Source organism: Paenibacillus sp. FSL H8-0079 (genome assembly GCF_037991315.1).
Lineage (GTDB): Bacteria > Bacillota > Bacilli > Paenibacillales > Paenibacillaceae > Paenibacillus.
Window position 1 is genome coordinate 812,040 of record NZ_CP150300.1, and the last position, 17,664, is coordinate 829,703.

Annotated in this window: 16 protein-coding genes; 11 read left to right on the forward strand and 5 right to left on the reverse strand. The window is 46.0% G+C overall.

Annotation, left to right across the window (positions count from 1 at the left end):
• Positions 1-10: 10 nt before the first annotated feature.
• A complete protein-coding gene (locus MHI06_RS03745) occupies positions 11-598 on the forward strand; it encodes a GNAT family N-acetyltransferase (protein ID WP_340400482.1) in 588 nt (195 codons plus the stop codon).
• A gap of 151 nt (positions 599-749) precedes the next feature.
• Here the strand turns inward: MHI06_RS03745 and MHI06_RS03750 are convergent, their stop codons facing one another.
• Complete coding sequence (locus MHI06_RS03750) at positions 750-1,718, reverse strand: hypothetical protein (RefSeq protein WP_340400483.1); 969 nt, start codon at positions 1,716-1,718, stop codon at positions 750-752.
• A gap of 316 nt (positions 1,719-2,034) precedes the next feature.
• On the opposite strand from MHI06_RS03750, the gene MHI06_RS03755 reads away from it, so the two are divergent.
• Together MHI06_RS03755 and MHI06_RS03760 are read left to right on the forward strand one after the other, a co-directional pair.
• The gene (locus tag MHI06_RS03755) at positions 2,035-5,190 is read left to right on the forward strand and encodes a copper amine oxidase N-terminal domain-containing protein (protein WP_340400484.1); all 3,156 of its coding nucleotides are present in this window, start codon (positions 2,035-2,037) and stop codon (positions 5,188-5,190) included.
• A 324-nt stretch (positions 5,191-5,514) separates the two neighbouring features.
• Positions 5,515-6,420 (forward strand): AraC family transcriptional regulator, encoded by a 906-nt coding sequence (locus tag MHI06_RS03760; protein ID WP_340400485.1) that lies wholly within the window; start codon positions 5,515-5,517, stop codon positions 6,418-6,420.
• Between the two features lie 26 nt (positions 6,421-6,446).
• Here the strand turns inward: MHI06_RS03760 and MHI06_RS03765 are convergent, their stop codons facing one another.
• Entirely contained in the window at positions 6,447-7,259 is an 813-nt protein-coding gene (locus MHI06_RS03765; protein WP_340400486.1) for a hypothetical protein, read from the reverse strand.
• A gap of 412 nt (positions 7,260-7,671) precedes the next feature.
• Here MHI06_RS03765 and MHI06_RS03770 point away from each other — a divergent pair, with 412 nt between their 5' ends.
• The 3 genes from MHI06_RS03770 (at position 7,672) to MHI06_RS03780 (ending at position 9,878) form a co-directional block, all read left to right on the forward strand.
• Positions 7,672-7,905 carry a hypothetical protein gene (locus MHI06_RS03770; RefSeq protein ID WP_036606058.1) on the forward strand — a complete coding sequence of 78 codons (234 nt, stop codon included), beginning with the start codon at positions 7,672-7,674 and terminating at the stop codon, positions 7,903-7,905.
• Positions 7,906-8,158: 253 nt separating this feature from the next.
• Positions 8,159-8,989 (forward strand): alpha/beta fold hydrolase, encoded by an 831-nt coding sequence (locus MHI06_RS03775; protein ID WP_036606057.1) that lies wholly within the window; start codon positions 8,159-8,161, stop codon positions 8,987-8,989.
• A gap of 103 nt (positions 8,990-9,092) precedes the next feature.
• Complete coding sequence (locus MHI06_RS03780) at positions 9,093-9,878, forward strand: class III extradiol ring-cleavage dioxygenase (RefSeq protein WP_340400487.1); 786 nt, start codon at positions 9,093-9,095, stop codon at positions 9,876-9,878.
• 170 nt (positions 9,879-10,048) lie between these two features.
• On the opposite strand, the gene MHI06_RS03785 is transcribed toward MHI06_RS03780, so the two are convergent.
• Positions 10,049-10,261, reverse strand: a complete 213-nt coding sequence (locus tag MHI06_RS03785) for a hypothetical protein (protein ID WP_340400488.1) — start codon at positions 10,259-10,261, stop codon at positions 10,049-10,051.
• A gap of 158 nt (positions 10,262-10,419) precedes the next feature.
• Entirely contained in the window at positions 10,420-10,959 is a 540-nt protein-coding gene (locus MHI06_RS03790; RefSeq protein ID WP_062836230.1) for a DoxX family protein, read from the reverse strand.
• 338 nt (positions 10,960-11,297) lie between these two features.
• On the opposite strand from MHI06_RS03790, the gene MHI06_RS03795 reads away from it, so the two are divergent.
• The 5 genes from MHI06_RS03795 to MHI06_RS03815 all read left to right on the forward strand — a co-directional run bounded on the left by MHI06_RS03795 (position 11,298) and on the right by MHI06_RS03815 (position 16,169).
• Entirely contained in the window at positions 11,298-12,371 is a 1,074-nt protein-coding gene (locus MHI06_RS03795) for a DUF3048 domain-containing protein (protein WP_340400489.1), read from the forward strand.
• 317 nt (positions 12,372-12,688) lie between these two features.
• Entirely contained in the window at positions 12,689-13,309 is a 621-nt protein-coding gene (locus MHI06_RS03800; protein ID WP_017690670.1) for a DUF47 family protein, read from the forward strand.
• Between the two features lie 14 nt (positions 13,310-13,323).
• Entirely contained in the window at positions 13,324-14,313 is a 990-nt protein-coding gene (locus tag MHI06_RS03805) for an inorganic phosphate transporter (protein ID WP_036668387.1), read from the forward strand.
• Between the two features lie 306 nt (positions 14,314-14,619).
• Positions 14,620-15,579 carry a magnesium/cobalt transporter CorA gene (gene corA / locus MHI06_RS03810; RefSeq protein WP_340400490.1) on the forward strand — a complete coding sequence of 320 codons (960 nt, stop codon included), beginning with the start codon at positions 14,620-14,622 and terminating at the stop codon, positions 15,577-15,579.
• A 128-nt stretch (positions 15,580-15,707) separates the two neighbouring features.
• Positions 15,708-16,169, forward strand: a complete 462-nt coding sequence (locus tag MHI06_RS03815) for a DIP1984 family protein (RefSeq protein WP_036606052.1) — start codon at positions 15,708-15,710, stop codon at positions 16,167-16,169.
• A 403-nt stretch (positions 16,170-16,572) separates the two neighbouring features.
• Here the strand turns inward: MHI06_RS03815 and MHI06_RS03820 are convergent, their stop codons facing one another.
• Positions 16,573-17,661 (reverse strand): DNA alkylation repair protein, encoded by a 1,089-nt coding sequence (locus tag MHI06_RS03820; protein WP_340400491.1) that lies wholly within the window; start codon positions 17,659-17,661, stop codon positions 16,573-16,575.
• Positions 17,662-17,664 lie beyond the last annotated feature (3 nt).

A 17,664-nucleotide genomic window follows, 5' to 3' on the forward strand; every position in this document is an offset into this window, starting at 1 on the left:
TCATTCCAGTATGCAATCAGATCACCAAGAAACATCTCCTCTGATCAGACCTGCGCGCATAGAAGATGCAGATCAGGTCATTCCGTTACTGTATCAGGCGATAGGGGATATTGCATATGCGCTTGCGGGTGAGGCGGATCATGAGAAGGCGATGCAGATTTTGCAGGAGCTATATGTGCAGGAAGACAACCGGATTAGCTATCGTCATGTGACAGTGATGGAGCAGGCTGGGCTAATCGCAGGGATTCTAGTAGCCTATGATGGCGGTGAAGCAGATCTTCTGGATCAGCCGATTCTGAATCGTCCTGGACGAAATCAGGATGAGAAGTATACTTTGGTCAAAGAAACCCGTCCTGGTGAGTATTATCTGGATACTCTCTCGGTAAGTGAAGCTTATCAGGGGCAGGGCATCGGCCGGGCACTGATGGCTGCTTTTGAGGAGCAGGGCAGAGATCTGGGTCACTCACAGGTATCCCTGATTGTAGAACGGGACAACGGCCGTGCGCTAATGCTGTACGAACGGCAGGGATATGTCAAAGACGATGTGATTGTCATCGCAGGACATGAGTATAATCATATGGTCAAACCGATTCAATAGGTAGGGAGCTGACGGGTTAAGACAGTTTTTCTGACTATAGAAACAAGAATAAACCGTCACAGGGTGAATCCTGTGGCGGTTTTTGTTGTGGTTTTCTGTTGGAATTGAGCCAGAGTCTTGGCCCGGATAGTAACCCTGCGAACGGACTAACTCAATAATTCGCATAATCGATGGCCGGCACATTCTGCTCCAGCCATTTCTCCACAGCAGCTGTTTTCTCGAATTTGGCTTCGGTGACGATATCCATGAACTTTTCGAGTTTGGTCAGGAAAGCACTATCTTCGGATGCGTTACGTTGTAAGACAGCTTTGTAACCTTTCTGGGCATTGGCAGTCATTTTATTCGTTTCATAGTCAAATAGAGGCGTATTATTCAGGCCATAAAACGTATACAAGGTATAGTTATTCATCAGGTTGTTCACTTGTTTTACCCGATTGGACTTCGGATATTCGTTCAGGAATCGTTCCTGATTCATAGCGCGATTGAGTATTTCCTGATAGCCAACGACCAGTGCACCATCATCTGCGGCAAGGTTACTGGTTTCGACTGCCATAATATTGATGTATTGTTTGATGTCCGGTTTCACGTACGAGATATATTTCTGAAAAGCCATATAATTCATGATCGGATAGAGGGAGCCTTCCAGCATGACCAGGCGATAACCGCTATCCCTTGCTTGCTGGAGCAGTGCACGCAGACTGGTGTCATTGGTGCGGCTCATCAGTTGGGTGAAGCTGTCATTCCACTTGTAGGCCTTGATCATCTTGTCTTGAACATTAGGCACCAGTAGACGGTCCGTCATGGCTGTTAACGCCTTATTGCGTGCATTCTCCAGTTGTAAGACCATCAGAGTTGCATGATGAGTGGTGACTTGATTGATATGAGATTCGAGATAAGCATCCGCGGCAGGCAAGCCGTTCTTTTTGTAGAGCATGGACTGAAATGTTTTATATATCGTTGTTGAACTGGCAGTTGTGACTTTGGTATCTGTACTGGAAGAAGCGGCAACAGCGACTCCGGATAATGGAGTGACAGCCGTTTGGAGCAGCATGAGGATGGCGGTGGCTGTAATGAAGGTGCGTATGCCTTTACGTTTGGCAGATTGGAACGATGATGTCATAGATATGAACCTCCCGTAGTTAAGAAAATGATAGGCGTTATTCACTAGTCACTATACATTAACCCATGTAGTGCAGGATGTGGTTGCGGAATGGTGACAAATTCTTCTGTTATTTTTAACTTTTGGAGGGTGGAAGATAGAGGGATATTTCTGCGAAAATATTTTTTGTACAACTGGAAACTTTTGAGGTGATCGGAACGTCTTAGATGTGCACAGGTAAATACAGGAATTAATGAAAAGAACAGCGAATCTATTTCGATGTTAACTAATTGCGAGAATGGGGATATGAGATATGAGGAAAGCGGGAGGAAAACAAGTGAAGAAGGTCATGTCAGCGCTGGCTGTATCAGCTATGCTGATGTCCGCACTTCCAACGTCGGTTATGGATGCAGCTGCGAGAATCAGTATATATATCAATGATGCAGAGTTATCATCTGCTCAGGCACCTGTCATGAAAGGTGGACGCGTACTGGTTCCACTTCGATCGATTTTTGAAGGATTGGATGCGAAGGTACAGTACACCAACAGAACCAAAACGATTGTTGCAACTCGCGACGATCAGGAAGTTACGTTGACACTCGGTTCCAAAACGGCATACATCAACGGAGAAGCGATCTCACTGGATGTACCTGCAAACACGATCAAGGGCAACACGATGGTTCCCATTCGTTTTGTCAGTGAAGCATTTGGAGAGAAAGTGTTCTGGAACTCGCGTAACCAGCGTGTAGATATCAAGACAACGGCAACGCCTCCAGTGGATGAGACACAATATGCTGCATGGAACATCTATGGTTCGGTATCCGGAAGTAACGGAGATGGTCGTGACTTGACCGTGAGCTTCACCCGTCCAACTTCAGAGAAGGCGGTATCTGCTTACCGGATTATGCTTGTAAAAACTCGCGATGTGAATAGCTTCACGGAGTCCTCAGCAACTGCTGTACCTTCTGCGAACTATACATCTGTTACACCAAATGGCAGCAACCCGAAACTGACACTTAATGCACAGACGCGTGACGTAAACGGGGATTTGCTTAACAGCAATGAAACGTATCGCCTGTATGTACTGACTGTTGGTAACAGCAGCAATAATTATAAAAATGCATTGAACTGGTCTTCCCAAGCATTGAAGCTCAATAATGTGAAATCCACAGTACAGGCGGTTACAAGTCTGCGTGCCGCAGATATTAGTGACTATGGCGATGGCCGCGATCTGGAGATTAACTTCACGCAGCCGAGCACGACATCTAACATTACGTATTATCGTGCTTTTGTAGTCAAAGCGAAGGACTCTTCCGCATTCAATTTGGCAGCAGCGAATAAAGTGTCTAGTGCAAACTCCACGATCATATACAAAGGCAACACTGCTGCGGTCAAAAGCCAGCTGACTTCTTCGACACGGGATACGTCCGGCGAATTGATTAAAAGCGGTACAGCATATGTAGTTTACATCTTGTCGGTAAGCACTAATACAACAACAGACAGCAAGCTGTCCGCAGCATCATCTTCACTTACGTTGTCCGTGAACACAGCAACGTCTCCAGTAATTACGCAGGTGAAGGATAACTCGGATTATGGAGATGGTCGTGACATTCAGGTGAGTTTCAACCGTTCATCAGATGAGTCCAAGGTGGCGAATTATCGCGTCTTTGTGGTGCGTAACTCGGTTGCCAGCAGCTTTAATCTGACAACGGCGACTAACCTGTCCTCCAGTCTGTACTATACGGTGAATAAAACAGGTAACAACATTACAACGACTTTACCTTCATCCATGAAGGACACAAGTGGTTATAACGTAACGAATCTGCAAGATTATCGCATCTTTGTGATGGCGGTGGGCAATCAGCAAAATGGATACACCAATGCGCTGTCAGCTTCCTCCACAGCTCTGAGACTGACAACGACCGGTAACGCGGGAGTCATTAGCAACCTGGCTGTTGCGGATATTGGTGACAACGGTGATGGGCGTGATCTACGGGTTTCGTTCAACAAGGCCGCGGATGAATCCAGAATCTCTGGATATCGAGTATACGTTGTTCGCTCCGGTAATGCGGGCAACTTCACACTAAGTGCAGCTAATGCGTCGAACTACTATACGCAGGTGAACAAAACGGGTGGTAACCTGTCCGTTACGCTTCCGAATGCATATGATACAAGCGGTTCTAAGGTCCAAGAAGGTGTTAGTTATCGTGTCTTTGTTGTATCGGTGAGCAACAGTGGGAACGCTAGCCAAAACGCAATATCAAGTTATTCAGCATTAATCACATTATCCAAAACTGCTGCGTTGACTGCACCAACAAGCATTACAGCAACAGATATCGGCGATAATGGTAATGGTAGTGACATAAGTGTGAAGTTTAATAGATCGGCGAATGAGACTAATGTTCATCACTACCGTGTATTCGTGGTAAAGAAAACGAATGTAAGTGGATTTGATCTGGCAGAAGCGAATCGGAATCCTAATTTTACCCTCCAGAGTAAAAATGCAGGAAGCGGAGACTACATTTTGACTTTAGAGAATGCTAAAACGACAGATGGTACAAATATTCGTAATGATGAAGACTATCGTGTATTTGTACTGGCGGTGAGCAATACCGGTACTATTTCGAATGCTCTATCTACGGTTTATTATGATGTTAGGTTGTCTGTAACTAGTGAAGTTGGGAAAGTTATAATTACTAACGTTGAAGTTAAGAAAGAAGAGCAAGCTGCAGGTAATGCTACCGATGTAAAAGTGACATATACAAAACCAGTCCCTGATCAAGCCATTGGACGTTATGTGTTAATGGTAGTACCTGCATCTACAACTTTCGATCTAAATGCGGCCAAAAAAACTGCCAAATCCAGCAATTCACTCGATGTTTCTACAAGTACAGTTACAGAACTTCCTATTTCTTTATCCGATAGTAATGGTGACGAGATCAAAGCTGGAACATACAAGGTTGTTATTTTATCCGAATCATCTGATGGTAAAAGGGAATCAAATATAACTACGTCGACTCCTTTCATAATTAAAGCAAAAAAACAGGAAGCAACGACTGTCGATAAGGTAATAGATCTAAAAACAACTGTAAGTACTTCTTCCATTAATATAAGTTTCACTAAGCCAAATGAAGTAGGCATCGCTCGTTACGATGTGTATATCATTAAAGAAGAGAGCAGCTCAGGAACTACTGGGAGAGTTTTAACAGATGTTAGTGTAGGTGGTACTTCTTCAGGGACAGCAATAGTGGATATTGGAAATTCCGCCAATGATTCAAATAATATGGCTTTTGGAGCGGGTAAATACAAAGTTTTGGTAGTCTCAGTGGTGAGTGAGCCGACGAAATATACATCTGTCAGTGCAGAAGGCACATTTGAGATTTTGCCAGCTTCTTCTGGCAATGGTCAGGGAACTGACAATCCGGGCGCGGGAAATTCAGGTGGTAATGGCACTCAATCATCTGCTGCAGACCTCTCTACGCCAGGTTCATGAATCCGGATAGACAAATGCGGTTGAAACGCATACTGGGTAATTAATTTTTAGGAATTTAAAGCCATTAACTCCCTTTCCAACCGGAAAGGGAGTTTTTAATATTCCCGCGTAGACACCGCTTAACATCCTCGCGGCAATTCACTTGATAAAAAAATTGTCGCCAAAAAGGTTCCTAAGACCATTGTTACATCGTGAACAAATAATGGATAATAAAGGGAAGTTGGCTATATAGATTGAACTTACATTTACATGAAACGGAGTGGCCAGTGTAAATTTCTTTAGTTCACCTTATGTAAAAGCCTATGAGCCGAAAGGAATGATGGAATGCTTGCATTTCGTTTGACGGGTCTGCCGGATTCCCGGTTGCCGTTGTACCTGTATTGTGTGGGCACGCAGGAAGAGAAAGTTCTGCATAGACCGGATGGATTTCCGGTGTATCAGTTGTTTTTGTCACGCGGTGGTGAAGGGCAGTTCAAGATAACGGGAAAAGGGACATGGACGATGGGAGCAGGGCAGTTATTCATCGTGGAACCCGAGGTTGCGCATGAGTATGTGCCTCATTCCAAATCCACAGGAGAACTGGGTTATATCGGCATTGGCGGTGCATCGGCTGGATCGGTACTACAATCCACGGGTTTGCTTCAGAACGAACCGTGCCATATCTCCGGTTTTGAAATCATCTGGTCACGGATGACCAATCTCTGGCATGCGCTGGATCGAGGTGCAACGGAGATGTGGAACACATCAACCCTGATCTACCAGCTTATTTTAGATATAGCACAATCGATAATTCCATCTGATGTTGCTAACGTAGGTATTGGATCATCTAGGGCACAGGGCGGCACTGTAACACGTTCTAATCGGGAGCCCGATCCGAGCAAGGATGCACTCATCCGAGCAGTAGCATTGATGCATACGCACTACCAGGATGACCTGTTATTGAAGCACATCGCTGACGCAGTGGGTTATTCGGTGCAGCATCTCAACCGACTATTTCACCAGCATTATGGCGTGACAGGACATCAATATATGCAACGATTACGTTTGCAGAAGGCTTCGGACTGGATGGACAAGCATCCACGAGCAAGTGTGCGAGAGGCGGCAGAGACCGTAGGGATGGAAGTGAACTATTTCATTCGGATGTTCAAGCGGGAGTTTGGAGAGACACCTGGCAAAGGAATCAAGCATAGGAACCAGCTCCAAATGGAAAAAGACCTCACGAGTTCGTGAAGTCCCTTAATCGATTATATAACGTGTTATGCTGTTTTCTTTTGCCCAAATAAAGGCCTTACCGTTGCAAGTCCCACAACTCCGATCACTGCACTCACCCACGGAGCCAGTGCAAATACCGGAAGTTTATCACGCAGTGGATACCCTACAAAGAGCACAAGGACCACGATGACGATGTAAATGATGATTCCCTTAAGGTTAACCTTAGGTACGGTGTTCTTGTCCGCTCCTTCATCGTCCGGTCGTTCAGCAAGACGGCGAAGCATCTCCACCAATGCGATACCGCCAACTGCCGCAACGATCAGAGAGAACAGACTGATGTGTTGGAACGGCTCCGTATCTCCGCCAGTCCAACCCACGAACAATCCCACACATCCTTGAATCAACATGACAAAAGACAAAGCCGCCCAAGCGATCATGGCATACCACTTTGGTGTCCGTTTCACAGGCTCTGGATTCTCAGTTGGCTGTGGTTCTACAGCGTTGGCATTCTTTTTCGATGAAGCTGTTGAACTATTATCACGGGTTGGGCTGGATTTACCCACCTCAACGGCAGCCGTCTTCTCCGGTGCTGTATTTGTAATCCCGAGCTGTGCATGGATGTCTTGTTCCAGATCAGGTCCGTATAACTCACGAGCGGGTTTGTTATCCCGCTGAGCCTGTACGATTGCTTTTCCTGCGGAGAGTATCCACTCTTCCTGTGTTCTCTCGTCCGCTGGCGCATAACGCGCAATTGTGCTGATCTCGTCATACAATTTCACATGTTCAGGTGTCATTCGACTCATCTCAGTTATTTGCCGATTCTGTATTTCTTTAAGCTTCTTATAGGAAATCCCCAATGATTGCTCCCCCTGTCTACACACGTTCTGATCTTCCAATTGTCTGAAGACCCTGACGGTATTTTAGTATACGGGAAGGGCTCTCGTTTCGCAAAGTTATTCCTTATAAAAAAGCTGCTCATGGTGGACCCATATCCATACACAGGCCAGTATAACGCAGGTGCATAACAGCACCAGTTTACCGTGATGTTGAATCCATTCCAGTAGATGTTCCATGAATTCATTCCTTTCGGCAGAAGGATTCCGAGGCAGATGCTGCCTATGTTTGTTCGTTTATTTTCCCCTGTTCATGTGAAAAAATACCCTCACGCCTCACAGATCTAACGATTGTGTGAAGTATGCATAAAGAGCAGCCAATTCCATCACAATAGTAGCATTTCCAACAGAAATCCAAGATTGGAGTGTGCTTGTTATGGATAAACAAACAGAATTGACGCGGAAGCTGCTACTGAACAGCAACTCCCGTGGAGTCGTGGACGAAGTTGTATCCTTTGAAGAGAACCTGGAGGATACGGAGTATGCAGAAGAACTGACAGATGGCAATTTGAAGGGAAGAAGTTTCTGGGACAATACTGATTCGGGTCATGAGCATGAGTGGAATGGACGGGTGGAGACCCACGAGATGTTCCGTAGAAGCTACGAATAACGATCCTGCAACACTTGGTTTGAATTCCAAATGATATCCGGGCCAGCTGTCATCAGCGTGGCTCATTTTTTTGTGCTTATTATCCGATAAAATGTAGATTGGTAGTCGACGTAGAAAGGTTTTTACTTACGTTGACTTGAAGGTTACGGGATGATAATATATGAATAACATCTTAATACACACTAAACTTATCGGATTATATATATTTAATAAATGGAAGTTAACAGGCTAAGCGTGGAAAGGGGAAATCGGTATGGAACGTCAGATCAGTATCCGTCATGGACAGGAAGAATTAACAGCCACGATTCATTATCCGGTCGTGAAAGATATCAAGGAGGAGAAGAGTCAGCAGCGAGTCCCTCTGGCGGTCATCTGCCACGGCTTCGTTGGTAGCCGGATCGGCGTGGATCGTTTGTTTGTAAAGACTGCACGGGAGCTGGCTGAAGACGGTTATCTGGTCCTGCGTTTCGATTATATCGGTTGCGGAGAGAGCAGCGGGGAGTACGGAGCGGAGGGACTGGAGTCCATGGTGCTGCAGACTCGTTCGGTGCTGGATTACGCGGTGAATTGCAGTGATGTAGATCCTACGCGTGTTACGCTGATTGGTCATAGTCTGGGTGGTGCCGTTGCATTACTAACTGCTGTACGTGATAAACGTGTCAAAAACCTGGTTATGTGGTCCTCCGTGGGTTATCCATTCAATGATATCGTGAAGATTACAGGGCGGGAAGTATACGATGAAGGCGTGAAACTGGGTGCGGCTGATTATCTCGGATACAAATTCACACCGACGTTCTTCGAGTCTCTCGCTGAACAACAGCCATTCCAGGAAGCAGTCAAATTTAGTGGCGATGTTCTCGTCGTGCACGGCACGTCAGATGAGATTATTCCTGTAGACTACGCATTCCTGTATCAAAAGGTATTCTGGATGCGCCAGGAAGGCCGTTGCGACAAGGAGATCATCTTCCAGGGCGATCACACCTTCTCTTCAGGTAAAGAGCGGGAACAGCTGATTACGCGTACCAGAGAGTGGCTGGGTGAACGCCAGAAGATCGAGCAGGATTGGCAGCACTGGATGATATAAGTGGCAGGATTGCAACTGTTTGGGGATGTCAGCTTGGAAAAGCGCCTTCTAAGGGGTAAAATAGAGGAGTAAGCATTCTATCCGTGTCTGGAGGTTGGCAGCAATGACATTACCCGCACTTTTCATTGCGCATGGTTCTCCCGCTCTGGCGGTGGAGAGCAATGACTACACTCATTTTCTGAACCAGCTTGGAGACAGGCTGCCGGCTCCGAAAGCCATTGTTGTATTTACGGCGCATTGGGATTGTCCCGAACCGTCCGTGACGATGGATGATACACATCAGACCTTGCATGATTTTTACGGATTTCCCTCTACGATGTATACCATGGAATACCCTGCATCTGGACAGCCAGATCTAGCGAATGAGATATGTGCTTTGTTCACCCGCAGCAATCTGGCGCATCAGCCGATTCGAGGTCGGGGCCTGGATCATGGCGTATGGGTACCGCTGCTACATATGTACCCCGAAGCTAATATCCCTGTGATCGCCGTATCTGTAGACTCGCTGCGTACGCCGCAGGAACAGTATGATATTGGCCGGATACTGGAACAGCTGCGTCATGATGATGTGCTGATCATTGGCAGCGGTGGAACGGTCCACAATTTGCGATTGCTGGGCAATACGGATGAGCCGCAAGAGTGGGCAGTGGAATTTGATAACTGGATCGGGGAGCGTTTGGAGCAGTGGAACACGAGAGAGCTGTTTCAATATGAGAAAAAAGCCCCTCACGCACGCACGGCAGTTCCGTCTTATGGTACAGAACACCTTGCGCCTTTGTTCTACGCTATGGGTACAGCGGATATGTCCCGATCAGCGAAGCGTCTATTCCAGTCTTATCCTTACGGAACGCTCAGTTTGAACTGCTGGCAGTTTGGAGACGGCGTGTAACTTGGAATAGACAAGAGCCTGATTATGGCTAACAAGTTAGATTTGTATGGATAACGTGGGTTAGAGTATACGATTAAAATATATAAACAAAAGAAGGTTCCTGTACCCGCTTGATGGGCTACAGGAACCTTTTTTCGATATCATGCCTTATTTATTTGTGTCATGGGTCTTTATTTGCGGATTTCGAACAATTCACAGTCTGTACGTGAATGATAAGCGAGTTCACTAACACTGGATTGTACAACTACGGTATTGCTGTCAAAACGGATAATGAAGCCACCGGAGTCAATCTGGTGATTATCTTTGAAAACGCGAACCTTATACTTCATGTTCATGGCTTCCTGAAAGTCCGCATCGGTCTCAAGACGGCGCTGGGTCGGCATATCGTGTACTCCTTTGATGTTCAACTTTATGTTCATCATAATACGATTTTTTGTGGCAGGGCAAGTCAGGCGGGGTCATCCGGGCTAATCTTGAAAAGCAAAAAGCCCTGCTCTCCAGGGGGATTGGGAGCAGGGCCGAGAATGTTGTGAATAATTACTTAAGCTGTTTTTTGAGTCGGGCTAATAGTTGGTGTGTCTTTAGGATGATTACCTTTGTTGCGAGTAATCAATCCGCGAAGGTAAGGCAGTACCCAGTGATCCAGACCGATTTTACCTGCATTTGCACCAGCAACAACCAGGAAGATTTGCATCAGAACCAGTTGAGCGTTCGTGCTTACTGTACCCGAGAAGAGGAACGCGAAGTTCATCACGAGAGCCATCAGTGCAGCCAGTGTTGTGAAGCAACCGAGTAAGAGGCCTACACCTACAAGGAATTCACCAAGCGGGATGATGAAGTCGAACAATCCTGCGTTTGGTACAGCGAATTTCTCAAGGAATGTTCCCCACCATGCTTGAACTGTAGGGTTTTCACCCGTAGCTTTGCCGACTGCCCCGGCTAGGAATCCGCCAGCTTGGAATCCGCCGGTCAATTTGCTCCATCCGTGAGTCATCCAATCGTAACCGATATACACCCGAAGTACTGTCAAAATCCACATTGCTACTTTGTTTTCTCTAAGCCATTGGTTGAAGCTGAACATATGAACCACTCCTTCATGGAATTTAGTGTGTGTTGTTTTTGTTTTTTCTAAGTGATCACCTTTGATGTCTTTATTGTATAGTTCAAAAGTCGTTTTGTTTGTGATTAAAATCACAATCTAGTTCAAATTTTAAGTAAGGTTTGAGAAGTTCACATTTAGGACATATTTTTCTGGCGATATGTTGTTTCAAATGTGAATTTGATGTTGTATCAAGGCCTTCTGGGCGCAGACAAATCAGATGGTGTGTGATTAAATGGAAAGAAATACGTGAAATGGTTGCCTGCATGAGACATATATCACAACTTAGAACCAGGCCATATCGTTCAGGAGGTCCTATATTGAAGCTTTTTAAATGGAACAAAGCAGCATCGGCTGCATCCCTTTGTATTCTTGCATTAAGTCTTGCAGCCTGCCAAAACCAGGAGGTGGCCCAGATGCCACTTCAGCCAGAATCGGCCCCAGCACCTGTGCAAGAAGAACAGAATGTGGAGGAGCCCAGTACGTCTCTTTACACTGCACCACTGACAGGGCTGCCTGTAGATGAAGCGATTACGCGGCGTCCACTCGCCGTGATGATTAATAATGCCCCAGCAGCTCGGCCCCAATCGGGTCTGAGTTCAGCCGATATCATTTTAGAAGTCCTCGCAGAGGGAGGCATTACCCGTTTTATAGCCATCTTCCAGAGTGAAGGCGGTGCTGAGACGGTCGGACCCGTGCGCAGCATACGTCCGTACCTGATTGAGCTGGGCGAGAGTTATGATGGTGTACTTGTTCATGCCGGAGGTAGTCCGGAGGCGTATTCCATTTTACAAAGGCAGCAGAAACAGCATATGGATGAAATCTCGAATGGTGGACCTTACTTCTGGCGTTCCTCTGATCGTAAAGCTCCGCATAATCTGTATACTTCAGCGGACAAGCTGAGAGAAGGGGCGGATATCAAGGGCTACAGCCATGACTTCAAGTCGCCGGTATACATCTATAATGAAGAAGGCGCGACATCCGCAGGTGAGACGGTGAAACAATTCGATATCCATTATTTATTGGATAGTTACCAGGTGACGTATGATTATGATGAAGTTAGCGGACGATATATGAGAATGGTCAATGGCAAGGCAGATCAGGATCTGGATAACGGTAATCCAATTGGCGCAGCAAACATTATTGTGGCGGGTGCAGATCACAAGGTGCTCGACAGTGTAGGCCGACTGTCCGTCAATCTGGAGCAGGGCGGTGAGGCCATGCTGTTTCAGAAGGGCAAGATGATCCGTGGACAGTGGGTGAGGAAGCAGGGGGACATTATTCGTTTTGTTCAGGGTAGCAGTGAAGTGGCTCTTGTACCTGGCAAAACCTTTATCAGCATTGTTCCGAATCAACCGGAATTTGCGAGTCATGTGAAGCTGGCTGTTCAATAAAAGAATGAAATGAAAGAAAACGATGAAACAAGTATCCATTTTCTCGTCGAAAAGGCATCATATTATAACCTTGCGTGAAAAGTAGAATGGTGTCGGATCTGCATTTTGGTGTCGAATTGTAAACGCAGTGTAAAATCTCGACTTGAATTTGCCATTATTCCAAATAATTAAGATTCATTTCAGATTAATGTGATAAGAATATAAAAAAGGATCGCACCTTTTGTACAAACCATGAAACAAATATGATAAGATATCAAAGGTTGTCATTTCATGTTTCATCGGTTATCAGCAATTTTTCTCGTAAAGGGGATAGAGCTATGAAGCTTAAGAAGAAGAAGGATATATTTTTTGAAACACTGGAGAACATGGCAGATACGGTTGTTCAAGCGGCAGATTATTTCTCCCAGCATGTTTCCAACCTTCAGGATGTGACTCTTTTCGCTAATGAAATGAAGAAGTACGAGTCGAAATGTGATGATTACGTGCATACGATTATTACAGAGCTCAACAAAACATTTATCACGCCGATCGAACGCGATGATATCATGGAGCTGACAACAACACTTGATGACGTATTGGACGGACTTGAAGCAACAGCTTCCCGTTTCTATATGTACCAACTGACAGATCCAGATGATGAGTTCGTCATACAGTTTGCTGAAATTTTGCGTCAATCTGCCTACGAAATTCAGAAGGCGATCCATTTGCTGTCCCAGAAAAAATTGCTCGCGATCCGTGAGTACACCATTCGTTTGAATGATCTGGAAAACCAAGGCGACGAAGTGCTGCGCATGTGTATCAAACATCTCTTCGCTACCGTGTCTGATCCGATTGAACTGATCAAGCGTAAGGAAATTTACGAACGTCTTGAGACGACAACGGATGCTTGTGAAGACGTAGCGAACGTGCTTGAATCCATCATTATGCGTAATTCTTAAGGAGCCAGAGAATAATGGAAACAACGATTTGGGTATTAGGTATAGTCGTCTTCCTTGCACTGGCGTTTGACTTCATCAACGGTTTTCACGACACGGCCAATGCCATTGCGACTTCGGTCTCAACCCGAGCGCTGACGCCACGTCGAGCTATTCTTATGGCAGCGGTGATGAACTTTGTCGGTGCGATGATGTTCACAGGTGTTGCGAAGACGATTGGGGGGAGTGTGACCGACCCCACCACGCTGGATAACGGGATAGAAGTCGTCATAGTCACCTTGATATCAGCGATTATCTGGAACCTGGTTACATGGTGGTTCGGTATTCCGTCCTCATCTTCACATGCACTTATTGGAGCCCTTGCAGGTGCCGTGCTCGTTGGCGCAGGATCTGATAAAGTGAAATGGAGCGGATTCATTGATATCGTCGGAGGTTTGCTATTATCACCTCTGATCGCATTTGCCATCGGTTATGTGGTCATGACGATTCTCAAATATATTTTCGCCAAACGCAGTCCGCATAACGTGAACAAAGGTTTCCGTACGGTACAGATTTTCACGGCAGCACTGCAAGCATTCACGCATGGTACGAATGATGCACAGAAAGCGATGGGAATTATTACCTTTGCTCTGGTTGCAGCAGGTGTGCAGGATAATCTGGATGTTCCGCTGTGGGTTAAAATCTCAGCAGCAACTGCGATGGCTTTGGGTACATCCATTGGTGGTTGGAAGATCATCAAAACGATGGGTACCAAAATCTTTAAAATTGAACCGATCAACGGATTTGCCGCCGATCTGTCAGCCGCATCCGTTATTTTCACAGCAACGTTGCTTCACCTTCCAGTGAGTACAACGCACGCGATCACATCGGCTATTCTGGGTGTGGGTTCCGCGAAACGTTTCTCTGCTGTGAAATGGGGACTTGCTGGACGTATTATTATTACGTGGTTCATTACGATTCCGATTACAGGGGCACTGGCAGGATTGTTATACTGGATTATTTTCTAAAGAGAGAAGTTATCCCGAACGAATTCGGGGTTACCAGACAAACTGTTCATAACATTGTGAATATCGGGATATGTGGACAATTATACAACCAAAATCAAGAGACGCCTGTGCATGAACGTGTGGACAGGCTGGATATGTGGATAGCCATCCGTGGAATGATAAACCAAAAGAAGATATTCCTGTGGATACAGGGAACTGTGGATAGGGAAATGAGAGAAGCCAACAGGGTTGGCTTTTTTTGTTGTCGAGTTTGAAGGTACCTGTGTACAATAACGTAAGATACAGGACAAGGACGTGGTCTAATTTATGATTCGTACACTCGCCATTACACGAGAGCATCAAGTCTCCGTGAACGTACCCCTTACACAGCTGGATCTGAACGATTACGCCTGGGTATGGGCAGATTTTAACCAGCCAACGGAAGAGGAAAGCCGTTTGCTGGATACATATTTTCATTTTCACCCATTAGCTATAGAGGACTGTCTGCATGTGTTGCAGCGGCCCAAGCTCGATTATTATGATAATCTGCAGTTTCTTGTGCTGCATGCATTGAATCCGTCCACACTGGAAGCCGAGGAGGTTGACTTGTTTCTCGGAGCGAACTTCCTGGTTTCCTTTCATCATGGCGTATTGGAGGAAGTGGATGAAGCGTGGGATCGCTTGTTGCACCATGCGCATGAACGAACCATCTGGGCGAGAGGTCCAGTGGCAGCAGCGTATACGGTGATGGACAAGCTGGTCGATCATTATTTCCCGTCTCTATTTGCCATTGAGGATGAACTGGCTGAACTGGAGAACCGCGGTGGACAAGAGTCGGTTGAAGATCTGATGAACCAGGTGTTTGACCTGCGTAGTCGATTGCTGAAGCTCAGACGAACGGTTGTACCGATGCGGGATCTGCTCTATCGGGTGGTCAACTCCCAGCATGTGCAGCGAACAGGCGAACATACGGCTTATTTTACCGATATCTACGACCATTTGTTAAAGCTGACAGATATGATCGAAGCTGATCGGGAGATGACGGCGGACCTGCGTGACAGTTATATTTCTCTGAACTCCAACCGGATGAATCAGATTATGAAGACACTCACGGTGATTACCACGGTGTTTATGCCACTCACGCTGATCGCGGGAATCTATGGCATGAACTTCGCCTATATGCCTGAGCTGCAATGGAAGTTTGGGTATGGGGCTGTGTTGCTGTTGATGTTTGTGCTTGGGGGAAGCATGGTGGCCTGGTTTGTGAAGCGGGGCTGGTTTAAGTGAGAACCAGTGTAATCAGATGTTAGTAACATAAACTTGTAATAACGTGTATCCACAGGTAAAATATAACGATATGTGAATAGATTCTGGATGAATTATCCATACATATCATTGTGGAAGGATGGGATACGATGAGATTGGCAGAGGCTCTTGTACTGCGTGCAGATGAGCAGAAGAAGATAGCTCAGCTCAAGCAACGTCTGGAACGCGTAGTTAAAGTTCAGGAAGGTGAACAGCCAGCAGAGGACCCACAGTTGCTTATGATTGACCTGGAGAATACGATCCGGAGCCTGACGGTATTGGTTAAGAAAATTAATAAGACCAATGCACAGACTGACTTCACCGCTGGAGTTACGCTTGCAGATGCCCTTGCAGAGCGGGATGGAATCATGCAAGAAAGAGCATCGTTTAACGAAGTTTTGCAGAATGCGTCCATTCGCCAGGATCGGTATAGTCGTTCTGAAGTGAAGTATGAGCGAACCGTGAACATAGCAGATATTCAACATAAAGTGGATAGCCTTTCGAAATCCTACCGGGAACTGGATTTTAAAATTCAGGAGAAGAACTGGACCATAGACTTAATCGAGGAATAAAACTGCGTCGGTAACCCTATCCAAATGAAGCGAGCATAACCCACCAACGGGAAGTTGGAAACCTGGTAGACGCTGGGCCATGTCTAACCCACATCATCATTTAGCCCAATATTGTTACAAGAATGCGCAGCATGGATGTATCGTGTATCTTTCTAATTGTTACGACCATATGCAGGTCTTTGGATAGCGGTGAGGGTGGGTAAGGGGAATTGCAGTTTGAACTACATATGAAGAAGGCCACTGGGCCATGATCTCAGGCAGTAATATCTGTCGGGAGATGATGTTTGCCAGGTGGCCTTTCTGATTCTTCTATAAAAGTACTAAAGGTGTTGAAAGTTTTGTATCCACATGTGTATAACTATTCCGCTGCAATAAGCTGTGTATAACTTAGGATGACTTCCTGTTACTCCATTTCAAGAACAAAAGAAGTTGTAGCTGCTTCTTTGCCATTCACAAGAATGGTTAGCGTATGCAGACCGGCATAATATTTTCTCGTTGTAATGACTTTGAACGATTGTTTGGTGGCTACCTTGGATGTGCCTGTCGGGTACATTTTATCGGAGCATTTGAATCGTTTGGGAGCCTGCTTGCCGTTCGCCTTCATATAGCCCATCTCGTATTCAATTCTCAGCATCTGTGACTCGTCACTCTCATTGACCACATCAAATGAAAAATGAAGATTCTCGCCGATAGCGACTGTGTCGTGAGCAAGCTGAAGTTGCTCAATATGAATCGCATCCTGCTCATTGTAACCAAAAAGACTTAGCGCTTTGCGATGTCCTTTCTTCAGTAATGACCTGCTGGCATGCCGGACAATCCAGTCCGTGTGCGTATGTTGTCCGTACCAGGTCGTGGCTAGATCCATCACCAGTTCAGGGTGGTCTTTGGAGATGTCATTCAGATGATTGGCCACACTTTTCCGGACATAGAGGGACTCGTCCGCTTTTAACGCGTGAAGAATTGGCAGTACAGGTGTTGGATCGGTGATGAATCCCTGGAGTTTAGCTCCCCATGGCAAACGGGGCCGACTACCTTCACTGGCAAGTCTGCGAATATGCTCGTTGTTGCTATCTGCCCACGCCATCATATGTTTCATAGATTGGATCGGATAACGATCAATAAACGGGCGTACCGCGAACTCGGAGCTGGAATAAGGTGTGAAGACGGTCAGATATTTCATGGATAGCTCGTAATCTTCTGGGTCCAGTCCGTTCACTTCGATAAAATCCGGTACAAACAGATATTCAACGCCTCTCATATGGGGGGCAGCTTGTTCGATGATATGTAATGATTCTTCATAATTATCGGGCAGCACTTGGGTTAAGGCCAGTGTGATTCGGCGTATCCGTGCTTTGAATTCCAACTGTTCCCAGCCTTCAGCGAACACTAATTCATGAAATTGCTGGGTATCCAGCTTCGGGTAGAATTGACGCAACAATTCACCAGTCCGACCGATTAATGCGGGAGTGTATTTGTCTTTGAAAAGTTCCATGGT

What these genes read in the sequence shown, in the direction of transcription:
- corA (WP_340400490.1), top strand. Translation starts at nt 14,620, where the DNA reads ATGATTCGTACACTCGCCATTACACGAGAGCATCAAGTCTCCGTGAAC.
- MHI06_RS03770 (WP_036606058.1), top strand. Translation starts at nt 7,672, where the DNA reads ATGGATAAACAAACAGAATTGACGCGGAAGCTGCTACTGAACAGCAAC.
- MHI06_RS03760 (WP_340400485.1), top strand. Translation starts at nt 5,515, where the DNA reads ATGCTTGCATTTCGTTTGACGGGTCTGCCGGATTCCCGGTTGCCGTTG.
- MHI06_RS03815 (WP_036606052.1), top strand. Translation starts at nt 15,708, where the DNA reads ATGAGATTGGCAGAGGCTCTTGTACTGCGTGCAGATGAGCAGAAGAAG.
- MHI06_RS03805 (WP_036668387.1), top strand. Translation starts at nt 13,324, where the DNA reads ATGGAAACAACGATTTGGGTATTAGGTATAGTCGTCTTCCTTGCACTG.
- MHI06_RS03750 (WP_340400483.1), bottom strand. Translation starts at nt 1,718, where the DNA reads ATGACATCATCGTTCCAATCTGCCAAACGTAAAGGCATACGCACCTTC.
- MHI06_RS03800 (WP_017690670.1), top strand. Translation starts at nt 12,689, where the DNA reads ATGAAGCTTAAGAAGAAGAAGGATATATTTTTTGAAACACTGGAGAAC.
- MHI06_RS03745 (WP_340400482.1), top strand. Translation starts at nt 11, where the DNA reads ATGCAATCAGATCACCAAGAAACATCTCCTCTGATCAGACCTGCGCGC.
- MHI06_RS03820 (WP_340400491.1), bottom strand. Translation starts at nt 17,661, where the DNA reads ATGGAACTTTTCAAAGACAAATACACTCCCGCATTAATCGGTCGGACT.
- MHI06_RS03785 (WP_340400488.1), bottom strand. Translation starts at nt 10,261, where the DNA reads ATGCCGACCCAGCGCCGTCTTGAGACCGATGCGGACTTTCAGGAAGCC.
- MHI06_RS03780 (WP_340400487.1), top strand. Translation starts at nt 9,093, where the DNA reads ATGACATTACCCGCACTTTTCATTGCGCATGGTTCTCCCGCTCTGGCG.
- MHI06_RS03790 (WP_062836230.1), bottom strand. Translation starts at nt 10,959, where the DNA reads ATGTTCAGCTTCAACCAATGGCTTAGAGAAAACAAAGTAGCAATGTGG.
- MHI06_RS03775 (WP_036606057.1), top strand. Translation starts at nt 8,159, where the DNA reads ATGGAACGTCAGATCAGTATCCGTCATGGACAGGAAGAATTAACAGCC.